Here is a 16466-nt window from a genome sequence, read left to right on the forward strand (position 1 = left end):
CGTGCACCGTGGCACGGGGCGGCGGCGGGAAGAAGGGCCGACCCGGCCACGGATGAGGACGTTCGGCCTCTGTGGTCAGGGGGGGCGCGCAGCACTTCGGAGACCGGGCGCCGCGGCCACCGCACATCAGGCGTGGCCGGGCCGACCCGACCACCCCATCAGGGCCGCTCGGCCCATACCCCCGCACCCACCGCACGTCGAGAGTGGAGACGGACCCGGGCATCCGACGAAGGAGGCGGACATGGACGCCACCGGAACCACGGCAGTGCTCGACCGGCAGGGGCTGGACGCGCTGATCGCGGCCCTGGCGGCCGAAGGACGCACCGTCGTCGGACCGACCGTGCGCGACGGCGCCGTGGTGCTCGCCGAACTGGACGGCGCCGGGGCGCTGCCGTGGGGGTGGGGGACCGAACTGAACGCCGGGCGCTACCGGTTGGTGCGCCGTCAGGACACCGCGGTCTTCGCGCACACCTCCGGGCCCCAGTCGTGGAAGAGCTTCCTCCACCCGCAGCGGGAGAAGCTGTGGGACGCGGACCGGGACCCCGACAGCGGACGGATCGCCGTGCGACCGCCCGCGGCGGAGCCGACCACCTACGCCTTCCTCGGCGTACGCCCCTGCGACCTGCGCGCCATCGCCATCCAGGACCGGGTCCTGGCCGGCGGCCACTTCAAGGACGACGGCTACGCGGCGCGCCGCGGGAAGGCGTTCCTCGTGGCCGTCGACTGCACCGAGCCCGGCGAGACGTGCTTCTGCGTGTCGATGGGGAGCGGCCCCGGCGCCGACGCCGGGTTCGACCTCGCCCTGACGGAACTGATCGACGACGACGGCCACCGCTTCCTCGTACGCGTCGGCAGCGCGGACGGCGCCCGGATCCTGGCCGAGGTGCCGCACACCCCGGGCGACCCGGAGACGGCCGGGACCGCCCGCGCGGCCGTCGACGCCGCCCGGGACCGGATGGGCCGCGCCATGCCCCCGGTCGACCTGCGCGCCCTGCTCGGCGCGCACCCGGACGCCGACCGCTGGGACGACGTCGCCGCGCGCTGTCTGACCTGCGGCAACTGCACCATGGTCTGCCCCACCTGTTTCTGCACCACCACGGAGGAGGTCACCGACCTCACGGGCGACCACGCCGAGCGCTGGCAGCGCTGGGACTCCTGTTTCGACCTCGACTTCACCCGACTCCACGGCGGGCCGGTCCGCGCGACACCCCGCAGCCGCTACCGGCAGTGGCTCACCCACAAACTCTCCACCTGGCACGACCAGTTCGACTCCACCGGCTGTGTCGGCTGCGGACGCTGCATCACCTGGTGCCCCGTCGGCATCGACATCACCGAGGAAGTCGCGGCGCTGGCAGAGGAGGCCGCACGATGATCGCGACAACGACTCCCCGGATGACGCAGGCGCTCTCCCGTGCCCATGGGGCCCGCCTCATGGAAATGGCCCGGCTGGTCAACTTCCCCGAGGGTGCCCGGATCCTCGAAGAGGGAGCGCACGCGGGCCACTTCTGGATCATCCGCACCGGCACCGTCGCCCTCGACCTGCACGTTCCCGGAAGGGGACCGGCGGTCATCGAAACCCTGGGATTCGGCGAACTCGTCGGCTGGTCCTGGCTCTTCGAGCCGTACGTCTGGCAACTGGGCGCCGAGACCATGAGTCCGGTCCGCGCATACGAGTTCGACGCCGCCGAGGTCCGGGCGCTCTGCGCGAGCGACGCCGGCTTCGGCCGGGAGGTCGAGCACTGGGTGGGAGCGGTGCTCGCCCACCGCCTGCTGGCCGCCCGCATCCGTCTCCTCGACCTGTACGCCCCGCACGGCAGCGGACTGCCGCGATGAGCGCCGTCCCCGCCCCGTACCAGGTGGTCGAGCGGTGGGACGAGACACCGGACACCGTCACACTGCGCCTCGACCCGATCGGAGCGCCCCTCGCCCGCTTCGCGCCCGGACAGTTCGCCATGGTGTACGCGTTCGGGGCGGGGGAGATACCGGTCTCCGTCAGCGCGATCGCGACGGCCGGTGACGGCCTCGCCCACACGATCCGCGCGGTCGGCGCCGTCTCAACGGGGCTGTGCGGCAAACGGGTTGGCGAGGTGGTCGGACTGCGCGGCCCCTTCGGCACCTCCTGGGAGGTCGAGAAGGCGCTCGGGCGCGATCTCGTGGTCGTCGCGGGAGGCATCGGACTCGCGCCCCTGCGGCCGCTGATCCAGCACGCGACCCGTGAACCCGGCGCGTACGGCCGGACCAATGTCCTCATCGGCGCCCGCACCCCCTCCGACCTCATCTGCCGCGCGGAGACCGGCAAGTGGACCACGGCGTACACCGGTGTCACCGTCGACCACCCCGACACCTCCTGGCGCGGCGAGATCGGCCTGGTCACGCGGCTCCTGGACGGCGCCCGCTTCGACCCGGCGCACACCACCGCGTTCGTGTGCGGACCCGAGCCGATGATCAGGGCCACCGCCCGCGATCTCGTCCACCGGGGCGTGGCGCCCGACCGGATCCGGGTCTCCCTGGAACGCAACATGCGCTGCGCCACCGGCCACTGCGGACACTGCCAGCTCGGCCCCGTCCTGCTGTGCCGCGACGGCCCCGTCCTCGACTACGAGCGGGCCCAAGCCCTCATGTCCATCAGGGAGTTGTGACGACGATGACCGGGACCCCGACGCTCGCCGTGTTCAAACTCGCCTCCTGCGACGGCTGCCAGCTCACCCTCCTGGACTGCGAGGACGAACTCCTCGCGCTCGCCGGAAAGGTCCGCGTCGCCCACTTCCTGGAGGCGTCCAGCGACGTGCTGGAAGGACCGTACGACCTCACGCTCGTCGAGGGCTCCGTCACCACCGCCGCGGACGCCACCCGCATCCGGGCCATCCGCGCGGACTCCCGCCACCTCGTCACCATCGGGGCCTGCGCGACGGCGGGCGGCATCCAGGCGCTGCGCAACTTCGCCGACGTCGAGGAGTTCCGGCGGACCGTCTACGCCCGCCCCGACTACATCGACACCCTGGCCACCTCCACCCCGGTCTCCGCCCACGTCGACGTCGACTTCGAACTGCGCGGCTGTCCCATCGACCGGCGCCAACTCGTCGAGGTCATCACCGCGTTCCTCGCCGGTCGAAAACCCGACGTCCCCGACCACAGCGTGTGCTTCGAGTGCAAGCGGCGCGGCACGGTGTGCGTCACCGTCGCCCACGGCACCCCCTGCCTGGGCCCCGTCACCCACGCCGGTTGCGGCGCGATCTGCCCCGCCTACGGGCGCGGCTGCTACGGCTGCTTCGGCCCCTCGGGATCGGTGAACCTGCCCGCGCTCATCCCGGTACTGCACCGCGACGGACTCGACGACCGGAACACCGAACGGCTGCTGCACACCTTCAACGCCACCGCATTCGCCCCGTACGACAAGGAGCCCCGGCCGTGACCCACCGCGGAACCCGCGTGCTGCACGTCGGCTCCCTCGCCCGAGTCGAAGGCGAAGGTGCCCTGCGCCTCACCGTGGTCGGCGAGTCCGTCACCGCCGCCCGGCTGCGGATCTACGAACCCCCGCGCTTCTTCGAGGCGTTCCTGCGCGGCCGCGCCCACACCGAGCCACCCGACATCACCGCCCGCGTGTGCGGCATCTGCCCCGTCGCCTACCAGATGAGCGCCTGCGCCGCGATCGAGAACGCCTGTGGCATCCAAGTGCCGCACGAGATACAGCAGTTGCGGCGGCTGCTGTACTGCGGCGAGTGGATCGAGAGCCAGACCCTGCACATCTACCTCCTGCACGCCCCCGACTTCCTGGGCCGCGACGGCGCCATCGACCTCGCCCGCACCCACCGCGCCGACGTCGAGCGCGGACTGCGCCTGAAGCAGACCGGAAACGCCCTGCTCGAACTGCTCGGAGGCCGGGCCGTCCACCCCGTCAACGTCCGCCTCGGAGGCTTCCACCGCGCTCCGACCAAGGCCGAACTGCGCCCGCTCGCCGAGCGGCTGCGCCGTGCCCTCGACGATGCGTGGGCCACCGCCCGGTGGGTGTCCGGCTTCGACTTCCCCGACGCGACAAGCCCGTACGACTTCCTGGCCCTGTCCGAACCCGACCGGTACGCCATCGACACCGGCACGCCCACGGTCCTTGCGCCGGGCGCCCGTGCCACCCGGCAGTTCGCCCTGGCGGACTTCCCCCGTGAGGTCGTCGAGACACAGGTCCCGCACTCCACCGCGCTGCACGCCACGCTGCGCGGCCGCCACCACCTCACCGGCTCCCTCGCGCGCTACGCGATCAACGGCCGGCTCCTGTCGGCCGCCGCGCGGGAAGCGGCCCGGAAGGCCGGACTCGGGGACCCGCGCGACGGCATCGTGTGCCGCAACCCGTTCCGCAGCATCCTCGTACGGGCGGTGGAGGTCGTGTACGCCGTCGAGGAGGCCCTGCGCATCATCGACACCTACGAGCGGCCCGCCCGCCCCCACGTGGCGGTGCCGCCGCGCGCGGGCGTCGGACACGGAGCCACCGAGGCGCCCCGCGGGCTGCTCTACCACCGCTACGTGCTCGACGCGGAGGGCACCGTCACCGACGCCCGCCTGGTGCCGCCCACGTCCCAGAACCAGGGCGCCATCGAGGAGGACCTGCGCCGCATCGCGCAGCACGCTCTCGCGCACAACCGTTGCGGCGACGCGGAGTTGACGCATCTGTGCGAGCGGGCCATCCGCAACCACGACCCGTGCATCTCCTGCTCCACGCACTTCCTCGACCTCACCGTCGACCGCGCGCCCGCCCCGTAGGAGGACCCCGTGAACGACAGTCCGCACATCGTCAGTGACGTGATGACCCACACGGTGATCGCCGTCGGACGCGACGCCCCCTTCAAGGAGATCGTCGAGCTGATGGGGCAGTGGAAGGTCAGCGCCCTGCCCGTCCTGGAGGGCGAGAGCCGCGTCGTCGGTGTCGTCTCCGAGGCGGACCTGCTGCCCAAGGAGGAGTTCCGGGACACCGCCCCGGACCGGTACGAGCAGATGCGTCGGCTGTCCGACCTGGCCAAGGCGGGTGCGGTGAGCGCAGGCGAGCTCATGACCAGCCCCGCCGTCTGCGTCAAGGCCACCGCCACCCTCGCCGAGGCCGCCCGCGTCATGGCCCACCGCAGGTGCAAGCGGCTGCCGGTGGTGAACGCGGAGGGCATGCTCGAAGGCGTCGTCAGCCGCTCCGACCTGCTGAAGGTGTTCCTGCGCAGCGACAAGGACATCGAGGAGGAGGTGCGGCGCACGGTCGCCTCCTACCTCTTTCCCGGTCAGCCGGTGACCGTCACGGTCACCGAGGGCGTCGTCACCATCGGAGGCACCCTGGCCAACCGCAACCTGGTGCCCGTCGCCGCCCGGCTCGCCCGCGCCGTGGAAGGGGTCGTGGACATCCGCATGGACTTCACCGACACGGCCGCGAAGCAGCGATGAAGTACCTGGACGAATACCGCGATCCCGACCTGGCCCGGCGCCTGCTCGCCCAGCTGACGGCCACCGCCACCCGGCCCTGGCGGATCATGGAGGTGTGCGGCGGCCAGACGCACACCCTCGTCCGCCAGGGCATCGACGAACTGCTGCCCGCCGGCATCCGCATGATCCACGGGCCCGGCTGCCCGGTCTGCGTCACCCCGCTGGAGACCCTGGACCGGGCCATGGCGATCGCCGCCCGCCCCGGCGTCGTGTTCACCAGCTTCGGCGACATGCTGCGCGTACCCGGTTCGACGACGGACCTGCTGTCGCTGCGGGCCCGGGGCGCGGACGTCCGCGTCGTCTACAGCCCCATGGACGCGGTCCGCCTCGCCGCGGGCCACCCGGAGCGGGAGGTGGTGTTCCTCGCCGTCGGCTTCGAGACCACCGCACCCGCCAACGCCATGGCCGTGCTCCAGGCGGAACGGCTCGCCCTGGCGAACTTCTCCGTCCTGGTCAGCCACGTCCTCGTACCGCCCGCCATGACCGCACTGCTCGACGACCCCGACTGCGAGGTGCAGGCCTTCCTCGCCGCCGGGCACGTCTGCGCGGTCATGGGCTGGCGCGCCTACGAACCGATCGCCGCCCGCTACGAGGTCCCCGTCGTGGTCACCGGATTCGAACCGCTCGACCTGCTGGAAGGCGTCCTGATGGCCGTACGGCAGCTGGAGGACGGCCGGTGCGCCGTCGAGAACCAGTACGCGCGCGCCGTCCGCCGCGACGGAAACACCACGGCCCAGCAGGCGCTCGCGCGGGTCTTCCGCGTCACCGACCGGGCCTGGCGCGGCATCGGCACCCTGCCGGACAGCGGGCTCGAACTCGCCCCGCGCTACCGGAGGTTCGACGCGAGCCGCCGATTCGACGTCGCGGACCTGCGCTGCGTCGAGGACCCGGCCTGCATCGCGGGCGCCGTCCTGACCGGCGCCGCCCTGCCCACCGACTGCCCCGCCTACGGCACCCGCTGCACGCCCCGCACCCCGCTGGGCGCCCCGATGGTGTCCACGGAAGGCACCTGCGCGGCCTTCCACACCGCCGGCCGCGGGAAGAGCGAGCCCGCCACGAGGAGCACACCATGACCCTGGGCTGCCCCACACCGCACCACGACGACGCGACACTGTTGCTCGGCCACGGCGCGGGCGGACGGCTGACCGCCGAACTCCTCCACGAGGTGGTCCTGCCCGCGCTGGGCGCACCGCCGGACGGGATCCTGGAGGACGCGGCACTGCTGCCCGGAGACAGTCAACTGGTGCTGTCCACCGACGGGTTCGTGGTCGATCCGCCCGTCTTCCCGGGGGGTGACATCGGTGCGCTCGCCGTCCACGGCACGGTCAACGACCTCGCGATGCGCGGGGCCCTGCCGATCGCCCTCGCCCTCGCGGCCATCGCCGAGGAGGGGCTGCCGCTCGCCGAACTGCGGGCGGTGCTGCACTCCGCGGGCAAGGCGGCGCGCGACGCCGACGTCCCGGTGATCACCGGTGACACCAAGGTCGTCGGACGCGGCGCCGCGGACCGTCTCTTCCTCACCACCACCGGAATCGGCCGCAGGATCCCGGGCCTCGAACCGTCCGCCGCCCGCGCCCGGACGGGTGACCAGGTCCTGATCTCGGGCCCCATCGGGCTGCACGGCACGGCCGTGCTCTCCACCCGCGAGGGCCTCGGCTTCGAAACCACCCTCGCCTCCGACACCCGACCGCTCCACCGGCTGGTCTCCGCGCTGGCACCCCTCGGCCCCGACGTCCACGTCCTGCGCGACCCGACGCGCGGAGGAGTCGCCGCGGTGCTGAACGAGATCGCCCGCGACGCCCGGGTCGGCGTCGAGATCGACGAGCGCGCGCTGCCCGTGCCGTCCCAAGTGGCCGCGGCCTGCGACCTGTTGGGCCTGGACCCGCTGGTCGTCGCCAACGAGGGCTGCTTCGTGGCGTTCGTGGCGCCGGAGTCCGCCGATGCGGCCCTGGATGCCCTGCGGCACCTGGCGGAGGGCCACCAGGCCACCCGGATCGGCGCGGTGGGCCACGGCGCACCGGGCATGGTGACGTTGCGTACGCTCGTCGGATCGCGGCGCATCGTGGACATGCCGCTGGGCGAACAACTCCCGCGTATTTGCTGACGGCACGACGGCCCGCGGCTGCATGGGGGTGAACCTCGGCTGTCCCCGCTCCACCGTGGACCCCTCAGCCGCGCAGAACAGCGGTTCAGCGCACGCGTCCACGCGGCTTCAACGGCACGGGCGGCAACTCCGGCGCATCCAACCGCTCCCCGTCGTACCCCTTCACCTCCCCGAACCGCGACCCGCCCATCCAGTCCTCCCGCGCCCGCGCGATCTCGTCCTGGGTGCGGCCGATGAAGTTCCACCACATCACCAGCTCCTCCTCGAACGGCTCGCCGCCGAGGAGCATCAGGCCCGCGTCCGACCCCGCCCGCACCGGGAGTTCCGTGCGGCCGCAGCCGAGGTAGAGCATGGAGCCGGGGAGGAGGGGGACGTCGTCGACGTGGGACTCGCCGGACATGGCGAGGACCGCGTACTCGAAGTCCGGGTCGAGGGGGAGGCGGGTTTCGGTGTCGCGGGTGAGGGCGAGATCCGCGCCCACGAGGGGGGTGTACGTCGTGCCGGGGGACGTCGTGCCGTCGAGGGAGCCGAGGACGACCGTCGCCGTCAGGCCGGGGGCCGACACCGTCGGGAGCGTCGCGTGGTGCTCGAAGTGCGGGTCCACGTGGCGGTGGGCGTCCGGGAGCGCGACCCAGAGCTGGGCGCCGTGCAGATAGCGGGCGTGCGGGCGGGGGCTCTCCTCGGAGTGGGAGATCGCGCAGCCCGACGTCATGAGGCCCAGTTCGCGCGGGCGGATGGTCTGGAGGCTGCCCGTCGAATCGCGGTGCAGGACCTCGCCGTCGTGCAGCCAGCTCACCGTCTGCAACCCCATGTGCGGATGCGGCGGCACCTGCATGCCCGGCTCGTCCGCGATGTCGTCCGGCCCGTAGTGGTCGACGAAGGCCCAGGCCCCGACCATGCGGCGCCCCAGGTTGGGCAGCAGCCGGCGCACCTCCGTCGACTCGCCGAGCCGCACGTGGCGGGGGCTGAGGAGTTCGCGGACCGGTTCCGCCACGACGAAGCCGCGTCCGCCGCACACCGAGGGCACCGCCTCGCGGTCAAGGTTGCTCATGGCGGACAACCTAGCCCCGCCACCCGCCCGGCGCAGCAAGCACACGGATGCCGCCCGTACGGGTCACCCGGCGCGCTGATCGGCCGCCGAGCCACTGGAATGGTCAGGTGCGCCTCGCGACCGGTGGGTCCGACACCCCACCTCCCGACGACTGCCTCGCCCGCAACGACTGGATCTGCGGCGAGTACCTGAGCACGCGTCGCCACATCCTCCTCGACGCCACCGTGCAGCACCTGGAGATCACCGTCGTGGCCGTCGCCATCGCCCTCGTCATCGCCGTGCCGCTCGCGCTCCTGGCGCGCCGGTGGGGCTGGGCCGCCGGGCCGGTCCTCGCCCTGACGACCGTGCTGTACACGATCCCGTCACTCGCGATGTTCTCGCTGCTGCTGCCCGTCTACGGGCTGTCCGCCACGCTCGTCGTCGCCGGGCTCGTGCTCTACTCGCTCACCCTCCTCGTCCGGAACATCCTCGCCGGGCTGCGGTCCGTGCCCGAGGAGACCCGGCAGGCCGCGCGCGGCATGGGGTACGGGCCGGTCCGGCTGCTGCTGACCGTCGAACTGCCGCTCGCGCTGCCCGCCGCGCTGGCCGGGCTCCGTATCGCCACCGTGTCCGCCGTCTCGCTCGTCACCGTCGGCGCCATCGTCGGGTACGGCGGGCTCGGGAATCTGATCTACAGCGGCATGAACACGTACTTCAAGGCCCAGGTGCTCACCGCCTCCGTGCTCTGCGTGGTCATCGCGCTCGTCGCCGATGTGCTGCTGCTCGGGATCGGGCGGGTGCTCACGCCCTGGACGAGAGCGAGTCGCGCGTGAAGCTGCTCTCCGACTCCTGGAACTGGCTCGCCGACTCCGCCCACTGGGCCGGTGACAACGGCGTCTGGCACCGACTCGCCCAGCACGTGACCCTGACCGTCGTCTGCCTCGTCATCAGCTGCCTTATCGCGCTCCCGATCGCCCTGGTGCTCGGACACCTCGGCAAGGGCGGCGCGCTCGCCGTCAACATCGCCAACGTGGGGCGGGCCGTGCCCACCTTCGCCGTCCTCGTGCTGTTGCTGCTCACACCGCTCGGGCAGTACAGCGAGGGGCCCACCGTCGTCGCCCTCGTCCTGTTCGCCGTGCCGCCGCTGCTCACCAACGCGTACGTGGGCATGCGCGGCGTCGACCGGGGAGTCGTGCAGGCCGCGCGGGGGATGGGCATGACCGGGCGGCAGATGCTGCTGCGGGTGGAGGCGCCGCTCGCGCTGCCGATGATCCTCAACGGCGTACGGATCGCCGCCGTGCAACTGGTCGCCACCGCCACCATCGCCGCCATCGCCGGCGGCGGCGGACTCGGGCGGATCATCACCGCCGGGTTCAACCTCGCCAGTACGCCGCAGGTGGTGGCGGGCGCCGTGCTCGTGGCCGGGTTCGCGCTCGTCGTGGAAGGGCTGTTCGAAGTCGTCGAGCGGTTCGGGCCCGGACTGCTCCGGGGGAGGCGGGCAGGATGAGTCGGAGCCTGCGCCGCGTCGCCCTGCTGTGGGGGCTCGTGCTGCTGGTCGCGGGGTGTGCCAGTGGTCCCTCCCTGGAGGACCGGGGCGAGGTGACCGCGCCGCCGGGGGACAGCAAGAACCTCGTCATCGGATCCGCCGGATTCACCGAGAGCGACCTGCTCGCCCACATGTACGCCCTGCTGCTGAAGCAGGCCGGGTACGGGACCGAGCTGCTGTCCGTGGGCAACCGCGAACTGTACGAACCCGCCCTGGAGTCCGGGCAGATCGACGTCGTCCCCGAATACGCCGCCACCTTCGCCGACTGGCTCAACGCCAAGGCCAACGGCGCCGACGCCGATCCCGTCGGCTCGCCCGACCTCGACGCCACCATGAAGAGCCTGCGCCGCCTCGCCGCGCCGCGTGGCCTCGACGTCCTCGACGCAGGGAAGGCCGTCGACCAGAACGCGTTCGCGGTCACCGAGGCGTACGCGAAGAAGCACGGGCTCACCACGCTCAGCGACCTCGGCGCCTCCGGCCTGAAGGTGCGGGTCGCCGCCGGGGACGAGTGCGTCCAGCGGCCCTACTGCCAGCCCGGCCTGGAGAAGGTCTACGGCATCGACGTCACGGGGATCGACCCCAAGGGCGTCGGCACCACGCAGGCGAAGAACGCCGTCAAGAACGGGCAGGACCAGATGGTCCTCACCACGACCACCGACGCCACCCTCGGTGACTTCGGGCTCGTCCTGCTCGACGACGACAAGAAGCTCCAGAACGCCGACTACATCGTGCCCGTCGTCAACCGCTCCCGCGCCGGCAACGCCAAGGTCGCGAAGGCGCTCGGCGCCCTGAACTCCGTCCTCACCACCGACGACCTCGCCTCCCTGAACCAGCAGGTGGACAGCTGGCGGCGGCTGCCCGAGGACGTCGCACGGGACTACCTGACGGACAAGGGGCTGTTGCGGCAGGGCGGTTGAGGGGTGTGTGCCGCCGTCCGGGCGGGAAACCGGGGGACTGACCGAGACCGGACCGGGACCACCGGGGGGACGCACATGAAACGAGCCGTCGTCGTCGGAGCGGGCGTCCTCGGCGCCTGCGTCGCCTACCACCTCGCCCGCACCGGCGTCGAGGTCGTCGTCCTGGAGGAGGGCGCGCGCCCCGCCTCCGGCACGTCCAGCGCCACCTTCGCCGCCGACGTCACCCACCTCAAGACGCCGCACGCCTACTACCGGCTGAACCGGCGGGGCTCCGAGGGCCACCGCGCCCTCGCCGCCGAACTCGACGGGCCCGGCTGGCGGCACCCCGTACCGCTCGTGCAGTGGGCCGACACCGACGACGAGCAGCGCGCCCTGCACGAGCGGGCCTCCCGCGTACGGGAGTGGGGCCACGACTGCCGCAGCGTTCCGGCCTCCGCGCTGCGCGAGCTCGCGCCCGCCGTCGCCCCCGCCGCCTGCGCCGTCGACGAGGTCGTCGTGCACACCGGCACCGCCTGGTTCGACGCGCCGCGCCTCGTGCACGCGCTGCTGGACGCGGCGACCCGCAGACACGGGGCCGAGGCGCACTACGGCGCCCGCGTCACGGGCCTGCTGCGCCGAGGCGACCGTGTCGTCGGCGCCGTGGCGGGCGACCGGAAGTGGGGCGCCGACGTCGTCGTGAACTGTGCCGGACCCGCCGCCGACCAGATCGCCGCGCTCGCCGGGGCGCGGCTGCCGCTGCGGCGCGTGCCGGGGCTCCTCGCCGAGAGCGCGCCCCTGACCGGGGAGCCGTTGACCGCGATTCTCTCCGCGCCCGGCATCGACCTGCGGCCCACGGCCGACGGCGGTGTGCTCGCCCTGTCCTGGGAGGTCGACGCGCGGCTGAACGGGTCCGTCGACGGGCTGCCGCAGGAGCTGCACCGCCGGGGCCGCACCGTCGTGCCGGGCCTCGGCGCGGCCCGGATCGCCGACACGCGGATCGGCGTACGGCCCGTGCCGCACGACGGATTGCCGCTGGTCGGAGAGGTGGACACGGTGCCGGGCCTGTACCACCTGGTGTCGCACAGCGCGGTGACGCTCACCCCGGTGCTGGGGCGGCTCGTCGCGCAGGAGATCACCGGCGGCCGGCCCGCCGAGGAACTGGCCGCGTACCGGCCGGGGCGGGCGATCGACGGCGACGTCCGCGACGAGAATCTGCGGGCGATGAACCGCCGGGGCTCACACCCTCAACCTCAACCTTAGGGTTACGGCTGACGCGTAGGGCCGGCGGTGATTCGACGCCCCGTCACGCGTCCGCCACCGAGTCGAACTCCACCTCGTCCCGCCCCACGCCCTGCGCGTCCGCGTCCACCGACCGCCGCAGCGCCTCGTGCAGCTTGGCCGGGGTCAGGACGCCGAGGAAGCGGGCGCCGTCGAGGACCGCGACCCAGCCCGCGTCGTGCTGGAGCATCACCCCGAACGCCTGCTTGAGCGGGGCGCCGACCGGCACCCACGCGTTCATCCGGTGCGCGAGCTCGCCGACCCGGCCGTCCGGCCCGGCGAGCGACGCCTCGTCGACGCCGACCCACCCGTGCAGGTCACCGCCCTCGTCGAGGACCACCGCCCACCGGGCGCCGTCCGTACGCATCCGGTCGGCGGCCCGCGCGGGCGACTCGTCGACGCGGGCGACCGACGGCTGCTCCAGGTCGTCCGGCTCGATCTCGGTCACCGAAAGCCGCTTCAGGCCCCGGTCCGCGCCGACGAACTCGGCGACGTACGGCGTCGCGGGGGAGCCGAGGACCGCGCCCGGTGTGTCGTACTGCTCGATGCGGCCCTGTCCGTACACCGCGATGCGGTCGCCGAGCCGGACGGCTTCCTCGATGTCGTGCGTGACCAGCAGCACCGTTTTGCGGACGGCGGCCTGCATCTTCAGGAACTCGTCCTGCAACTGCTCGCGCACCACCGGGTCGACCGCGCCGAACGGCTCGTCCATGAGCAGCACCGGCGGGTCGGCGGCGAGCGCGCGGGCCACCCCGACCCGCTGGCGCTGGCCGCCGGAGAGCTGCTCCGGGTAGCGGCCGCCGTACGTCTTCGGGTCGAGGCCCACCAGATCGAGCAGCTCGGCGGCGCGCGCCCTGGCCTTGGCCTTCTTCCAGCCGATGAGCGCGGGCACGGTCGCCGTGTTGTCGAGGATCGTGCGGTGCGGGAAGAGGCCGACCTGCTGGATGACGTAGCCGATGCGGCGGCGCAGCCGGACCGGGTCGACGCCCGAGATGTCCTCGCCCTCGACGTGGATGCGACCCGACGTCGGCTCGATCAGCCGGTTCACCATCATCATCGTGGTGGTCTTGCCGCAGCCGGACGGACCGACGAGCGTGACCAGTTCGCCCTCGTTCACCTCGAACGAGAGGTCGTCCACCGCCGTCGTGCCGTCCGCGTACCGCTTGGTGACATGGTCGAACCGGATCATGCCCTCAACGTAACCGCGTGCCCTACGTGGCGCTCACCAGGATCACCTCCAGGGTGCGCGGCCCGTGCACGCCCTCCACCCGGTCGAGCTCGATGTCGCTGGTCGCGGACGGGCCCGAGATCCAGGTCAGCGGCCGCGTCGGGTCCAGCCGTTCGAGGGCCCCCGGGACCGAGGAGACGACCTGGTCGGGGACGCGGACGACGCAGATGTGGTGGTCGGGCACGAGCGTGATGCGGCGGCGGCCCTGGTCGGGGGAGCCGTCGAGGACGATCGTGCCGGTCTCGGCGACGGCGACCGCGCAGGCGGTGACGACGCTGTCGACCTGGTCGAGTTCGGCGGGGCTGTCCGTGGGACTGTCGGGGACCCGCGTCGCCGTGGCCTCGGCCAGCCACGCCTCGGGCAGCTCCTTCGGCACCGCCACGGTCAGCGAACCGTGCTCGGTCAGCAGCCGCGCCACGGTGGCCGGCAGCTCCTCGCTGGTGGCGCGGTGCACGATCGCCCGGTAGTCGGCCAGGTTCTCCGCCAGCAGCTCGACCGTCTCCTCGGTCGTCCGGCTGCCGTGCTCGCGCAGATAGCCGCGGTCGATGTCCTTGTCGTACGTCTCCGGGGCCCCGACCGGGCCGCCGAGTGCGCGCCGCACCCGGCCGAGGATCACGTCCCTGCTGCTCACTTGCTCGTCTCCTTGCCGCCGTTCGTGCGCTTCCACCAGTCGCGGAACGGTTCCGCGGGGACCTTCGGCAGGTCGCGGGTCGCCGTCCAGGCCCTGCCGGGGCCCGGCACCGTACGCGGGTGGAAGCGGCGGGTGCGGGAGGCCAGGCGCTGGCCGGTGGCGAGGGCGGCCGGGTGGGTGAAGGCCCAGGTGGCGGCCCGCATCGCGGCGCGTTCGGCGGCGTGGCCCTTGGCGGGCCGGAGCACGACCTTGTTGCCGCCCAGAGTGGCGGGGCCACCGGCGACGACCCGCTCGCGCAGGTGGACGAGGACCTCGGGGATGTCGATGGCGACGGGACACACCTCGTAGCAGGCGCCGCACAGCGAGGAGGCATACGGCAGCGAGGCGTCGATCTCGCTCTGCGTGCCGCGCAGTTGCGGGCTGAGGATCGCGCCGATCGGACCCGGGTAGACCGAGCCGTAGGCGTGGCCGCCGGCCCGCTCGTACACCGGGCACACGTTCAGGCAGGCGGAGCAGCGGATGCAGCGCAGCGCCTGGCGGCCGACCTCGTCGGCGAGGGTGTCGGTGCGGCCGTTGTCGATGAGGACCAGGTGGAAGGTCTTCGGCCCGTCGGAGTCGGTGGTGCCCGTCCAGGTGGAGGTGTACGGGTTCATCCGCTCGGCCGTCGAGGAGCGCGGCAGCGTCTGGAGGAACACCTCCAGGTCCTGCCACGTCGGCACGATCTTCTCGATGCCGACGACCGAGATCAGCGTCTCGGGGAGCGTGAGACACATGCGGCCGTTGCCCTCGGACTCCACCACGACGAGGGTGCCGGTCTCGGCGACCATGAAGTTGGCGCCGGAGATGCCGACCTTGGCGCGCAGGAACTTCTCCCGCAGGTGCAGGCGGGCCGCCTCGGCGAGCTCGGCGGGGGTGTCGGTCAGACCGTCCGGGGCCGGGCGGCCCCAACTGCCCATCTCCTTGGTGAAGATGTCGCGGATCTCGCCGCGGTTGCGGTGGATCGCGGGGACCAGGATGTGCGAGGGCCTGTCGTGGCCGAGCTGCACGATCAGCTCGGCGAGGTCGGTCTCGTAGGCGTGGATGCCCTCGGCCTCCAGGTGTTCGTTGAGGCCGATCTCCTGCGTGGCCATCGACTTGACCTTGACGACCTCCGACTCGCCGGTCTCCCGGACGAGGCCGGTGACGATCCGGTTGGCCTCGTCGGCGTCGCGCGCCCAGTGCACGGTGCCGCCCGCCGCCGTGACGGACTCCTCCAGCTGGACCAGGTAGTGCTCCAGGTGGTGCAGCGTGTGGTCCTTGATCTCCTTGCCGGCCTGGCGCAGCCGCGCCCAGTCGTCGAGTTCGGAGACCGCGCGGGCGCGCTTGTCGCGGATGGTGTGCGTGGCGTGCTTCAGGTTGGCGCGCAGGGTGGTGTCGCGTACGGCGTCGTGCGCGGCCTTCGGGAAGGCCGGCATGCCGAGGTACGTGCCGTTCATACCAGGGGCTCCTCTTCGGTGCTGGCCAGGATCTCGGCGATGTGGACGGGGCGCATGCCGACCTTCAGACGGGACATGGTGCCGCCGATGTGCATCAGGCAGGAGTTGTCGGCGGCGCACAGCACGTCCGCGCCGGTCGACTCGGCGTTGCGCACCTTGTCCGTGCCCATCGCCGCCGACACGTCGGCGTTCTTCACCGCGAAGGTGCCGCCGAATCCGCAGCACTCGGCCGCGCCCGGCAGCTCGGCCAGCTCAAGTCCCTTGACCTTGCTGAGCAGTTGGGTGGGGCGGTCGCCCAGACCGAGGGAGCGCAGACCGTGACAGGTGGGGTGGTAGGTCACCTTGTGCGGGTAGTACGCGCCGACATCGGTGACCTTCAGTACGTCGACGAGGAACTCGGTCAGTTCGTACGTCTTGGGGACCACCGGCGCGAGCGTCGTCGCGAGACGGCCGCCGCGGCCCTCCGCGCGGGCCCGCTCGCCCATCCGGGGGTACAGCTCGCGCACCATCGCCGCGCACGAGCCCGACGGCGTGATGATTGCGTCGTAATCACCCGACGCGAGACCCGGACCGAAGGTGTCGGCGTAGTGGGTGGCCAGCGGCTCGGCCTCGCGGCGGTAGCCGGTGTTGTAGTGCGGCTGGCCGCAGCAGGTCTGCGCGGCGGGGAAGTCGACGTCCACGCCGAGCCGGTTCAGGAGCGTGACGACGGCGCGGCCCGTGTCCGGGTAGAGCGTGTCGTTGACACAGGTCAGGAAGAGTGCGACACGCATCGGGGCCCCTTCGTGTTGTCGATCATCAGGTGAGTGCAGGGTACGGCGTGCGCG

The 16466-nt window shown here is 72.6% G+C and carries 17 protein-coding genes; 12 read left to right on the forward strand and 5 right to left on the reverse strand.

What is annotated here, in order from left to right; genetic code table 11:
• Nucleotides 1-241: 241 nt before the first annotated feature.
• Genes ACYBSK_RS16965 through hypE form a run of 8 tightly spaced genes read left to right on the forward strand, consistent with a single transcriptional unit; the run spans nt 242 to nt 7558 of the window.
• Entirely contained in the window at nt 242-1372 is a 1131-nt protein-coding gene (locus tag ACYBSK_RS16965) for a 4Fe-4S dicluster domain-containing protein (protein WP_460246690.1), read from the forward strand.
• Entirely contained in the window at nt 1369-1833 is a 465-nt protein-coding gene (locus ACYBSK_RS16970) for a Crp/Fnr family transcriptional regulator (protein ID WP_460246691.1), read from the forward strand. The genes ACYBSK_RS16965 and ACYBSK_RS16970 overlap by 4 nt, the downstream gene beginning before the upstream one ends.
• A complete protein-coding gene (locus tag ACYBSK_RS16975) occupies nt 1830-2639 on the forward strand; it encodes an FAD/NAD(P)-binding protein (RefSeq protein ID WP_460246692.1) in 810 nt (269 codons plus the stop codon). The genes ACYBSK_RS16970 and ACYBSK_RS16975 overlap by 4 nt, the downstream gene beginning before the upstream one ends.
• Before the next feature lie 5 nt (nt 2640-2644).
• Complete coding sequence (locus ACYBSK_RS16980; RefSeq protein ID WP_460246693.1) at nt 2645-3412, forward strand: NADH-quinone oxidoreductase subunit B family protein; 768 nt, start codon at nt 2645-2647, stop codon at nt 3410-3412.
• Entirely contained in the window at nt 3409-4752 is a 1344-nt protein-coding gene (locus ACYBSK_RS16985; protein WP_460246694.1) for a Ni/Fe hydrogenase subunit alpha, read from the forward strand. Before ACYBSK_RS16980 ends, ACYBSK_RS16985 begins: the two co-directional genes overlap by 4 nt.
• 9 nt (nt 4753-4761) lie before the next feature.
• Nucleotides 4762-5415, forward strand: a complete 654-nt coding sequence (locus ACYBSK_RS16990) for a CBS domain-containing protein (RefSeq protein ID WP_460246695.1) — start codon at nt 4762-4764, stop codon at nt 5413-5415.
• Nucleotides 5412-6527 carry a hydrogenase formation protein HypD gene (hypD, locus tag ACYBSK_RS16995; RefSeq protein WP_460246696.1) on the forward strand — a complete coding sequence of 372 codons (1116 nt, stop codon included), beginning with the start codon at nt 5412-5414 and terminating at the stop codon, nt 6525-6527. The genes ACYBSK_RS16990 and hypD overlap by 4 nt, the downstream gene beginning before the upstream one ends.
• A complete protein-coding gene (hypE, locus tag ACYBSK_RS17000; RefSeq protein ID WP_460246697.1) occupies nt 6524-7558 on the forward strand; it encodes a hydrogenase expression/formation protein HypE in 1035 nt (344 codons plus the stop codon). The genes hypD and hypE overlap by 4 nt, the downstream gene beginning before the upstream one ends.
• An 85-nt stretch (nt 7559-7643) precedes the next feature.
• On the opposite strand, the gene ACYBSK_RS17005 is transcribed toward hypE, so the two are convergent.
• A complete protein-coding gene (locus tag ACYBSK_RS17005) occupies nt 7644-8609 on the reverse strand; it encodes a pirin family protein (RefSeq protein WP_460246698.1) in 966 nt (321 codons plus the stop codon).
• 107 nt (nt 8610-8716) lie between these two features.
• Here ACYBSK_RS17005 and ACYBSK_RS17010 point away from each other — a divergent pair, with 107 nt between their 5' ends.
• From ACYBSK_RS17010 to ACYBSK_RS17025, 4 genes are all read left to right on the forward strand, one after another.
• Entirely contained in the window at nt 8717-9421 is a 705-nt protein-coding gene (locus tag ACYBSK_RS17010; RefSeq protein WP_460246699.1) for an ABC transporter permease, read from the forward strand.
• The gene (locus ACYBSK_RS17015; RefSeq protein WP_460246700.1) at nt 9418-10095 is read left to right on the forward strand and encodes an ABC transporter permease; all 678 of its coding nucleotides are present in this window, start codon (nt 9418-9420) and stop codon (nt 10093-10095) included. Before ACYBSK_RS17010 ends, ACYBSK_RS17015 begins: the two co-directional genes overlap by 4 nt.
• The gene (locus ACYBSK_RS17020; RefSeq protein ID WP_460246701.1) at nt 10092-11051 is read left to right on the forward strand and encodes an ABC transporter substrate-binding protein; all 960 of its coding nucleotides are present in this window, start codon (nt 10092-10094) and stop codon (nt 11049-11051) included. The genes ACYBSK_RS17015 and ACYBSK_RS17020 overlap by 4 nt, the downstream gene beginning before the upstream one ends.
• Nucleotides 11052-11126: 75 nt before the next feature.
• Nucleotides 11127-12290, forward strand: coding sequence for an NAD(P)/FAD-dependent oxidoreductase (locus ACYBSK_RS17025; protein ID WP_460246702.1), 1164 nt, complete (start codon nt 11127-11129; stop codon nt 12288-12290).
• Nucleotides 12291-12333: 43 nt separating this feature from the next.
• On the opposite strand, the gene ACYBSK_RS17030 is transcribed toward ACYBSK_RS17025, so the two are convergent.
• The 4 genes from ACYBSK_RS17030 to ACYBSK_RS17045 are packed head-to-tail and all read right to left on the reverse strand — an operon-like array spanning nt 12334 to nt 16412.
• Nucleotides 12334-13497 (reverse strand): ABC transporter ATP-binding protein, encoded by a 1164-nt coding sequence (locus ACYBSK_RS17030; protein WP_460246703.1) that lies wholly within the window; start codon nt 13495-13497, stop codon nt 12334-12336.
• A gap of 22 nt (nt 13498-13519) precedes the next feature.
• A complete protein-coding gene (locus ACYBSK_RS17035) occupies nt 13520-14167 on the reverse strand; it encodes a LutC/YkgG family protein (protein ID WP_460246704.1) in 648 nt (215 codons plus the stop codon).
• Nucleotides 14164-15642: a LutB/LldF family L-lactate oxidation iron-sulfur protein gene (locus ACYBSK_RS17040; protein ID WP_460246705.1), complete on the reverse strand. Its 1479-nt coding sequence runs from the start codon at nt 15640-15642 to the stop codon at nt 14164-14166. The genes ACYBSK_RS17035 and ACYBSK_RS17040 overlap by 4 nt, the downstream gene beginning before the upstream one ends.
• The gene (locus ACYBSK_RS17045) at nt 15639-16412 is read right to left on the reverse strand and encodes a (Fe-S)-binding protein (RefSeq protein WP_457477948.1); all 774 of its coding nucleotides are present in this window, start codon (nt 16410-16412) and stop codon (nt 15639-15641) included. The genes ACYBSK_RS17040 and ACYBSK_RS17045 overlap by 4 nt, the downstream gene beginning before the upstream one ends.
• Nucleotides 16413-16466: the final 54 nt, after the last annotated feature.

It is taken from the genome of Streptomyces sp. BYX5S (assembly GCF_054724165.1).

What these genes read in the sequence shown, in the direction of transcription:
- ACYBSK_RS17020 (WP_460246701.1), top strand. Translation starts at nt 10,092, where the DNA reads ATGAGTCGGAGCCTGCGCCGCGTCGCCCTGCTGTGGGGGCTCGTGCTG.
- ACYBSK_RS17040 (WP_460246705.1), bottom strand. Translation starts at nt 15,642, where the DNA reads ATGAACGGCACGTACCTCGGCATGCCGGCCTTCCCGAAGGCCGCGCAC.
- ACYBSK_RS16980 (WP_460246693.1), top strand. Translation starts at nt 2,645, where the DNA reads ATGACCGGGACCCCGACGCTCGCCGTGTTCAAACTCGCCTCCTGCGAC.
- ACYBSK_RS17030 (WP_460246703.1), bottom strand. Translation starts at nt 13,497, where the DNA reads ATGATCCGGTTCGACCATGTCACCAAGCGGTACGCGGACGGCACGACG.
- ACYBSK_RS17005 (WP_460246698.1), bottom strand. Translation starts at nt 8,609, where the DNA reads ATGAGCAACCTTGACCGCGAGGCGGTGCCCTCGGTGTGCGGCGGACGC.
- ACYBSK_RS17025 (WP_460246702.1), top strand. Translation starts at nt 11,127, where the DNA reads ATGAAACGAGCCGTCGTCGTCGGAGCGGGCGTCCTCGGCGCCTGCGTC.
- ACYBSK_RS16970 (WP_460246691.1), top strand. Translation starts at nt 1,369, where the DNA reads ATGATCGCGACAACGACTCCCCGGATGACGCAGGCGCTCTCCCGTGCC.
- ACYBSK_RS16965 (WP_460246690.1), top strand. Translation starts at nt 242, where the DNA reads ATGGACGCCACCGGAACCACGGCAGTGCTCGACCGGCAGGGGCTGGAC.
- ACYBSK_RS17045 (WP_457477948.1), bottom strand. Translation starts at nt 16,412, where the DNA reads ATGCGTGTCGCACTCTTCCTGACCTGTGTCAACGACACGCTCTACCCG.
- ACYBSK_RS16975 (WP_460246692.1), top strand. Translation starts at nt 1,830, where the DNA reads ATGAGCGCCGTCCCCGCCCCGTACCAGGTGGTCGAGCGGTGGGACGAG.
- hypE (WP_460246697.1), top strand. Translation starts at nt 6,524, where the DNA reads ATGACCCTGGGCTGCCCCACACCGCACCACGACGACGCGACACTGTTG.
- hypD (WP_460246696.1), top strand. Translation starts at nt 5,412, where the DNA reads ATGAAGTACCTGGACGAATACCGCGATCCCGACCTGGCCCGGCGCCTG.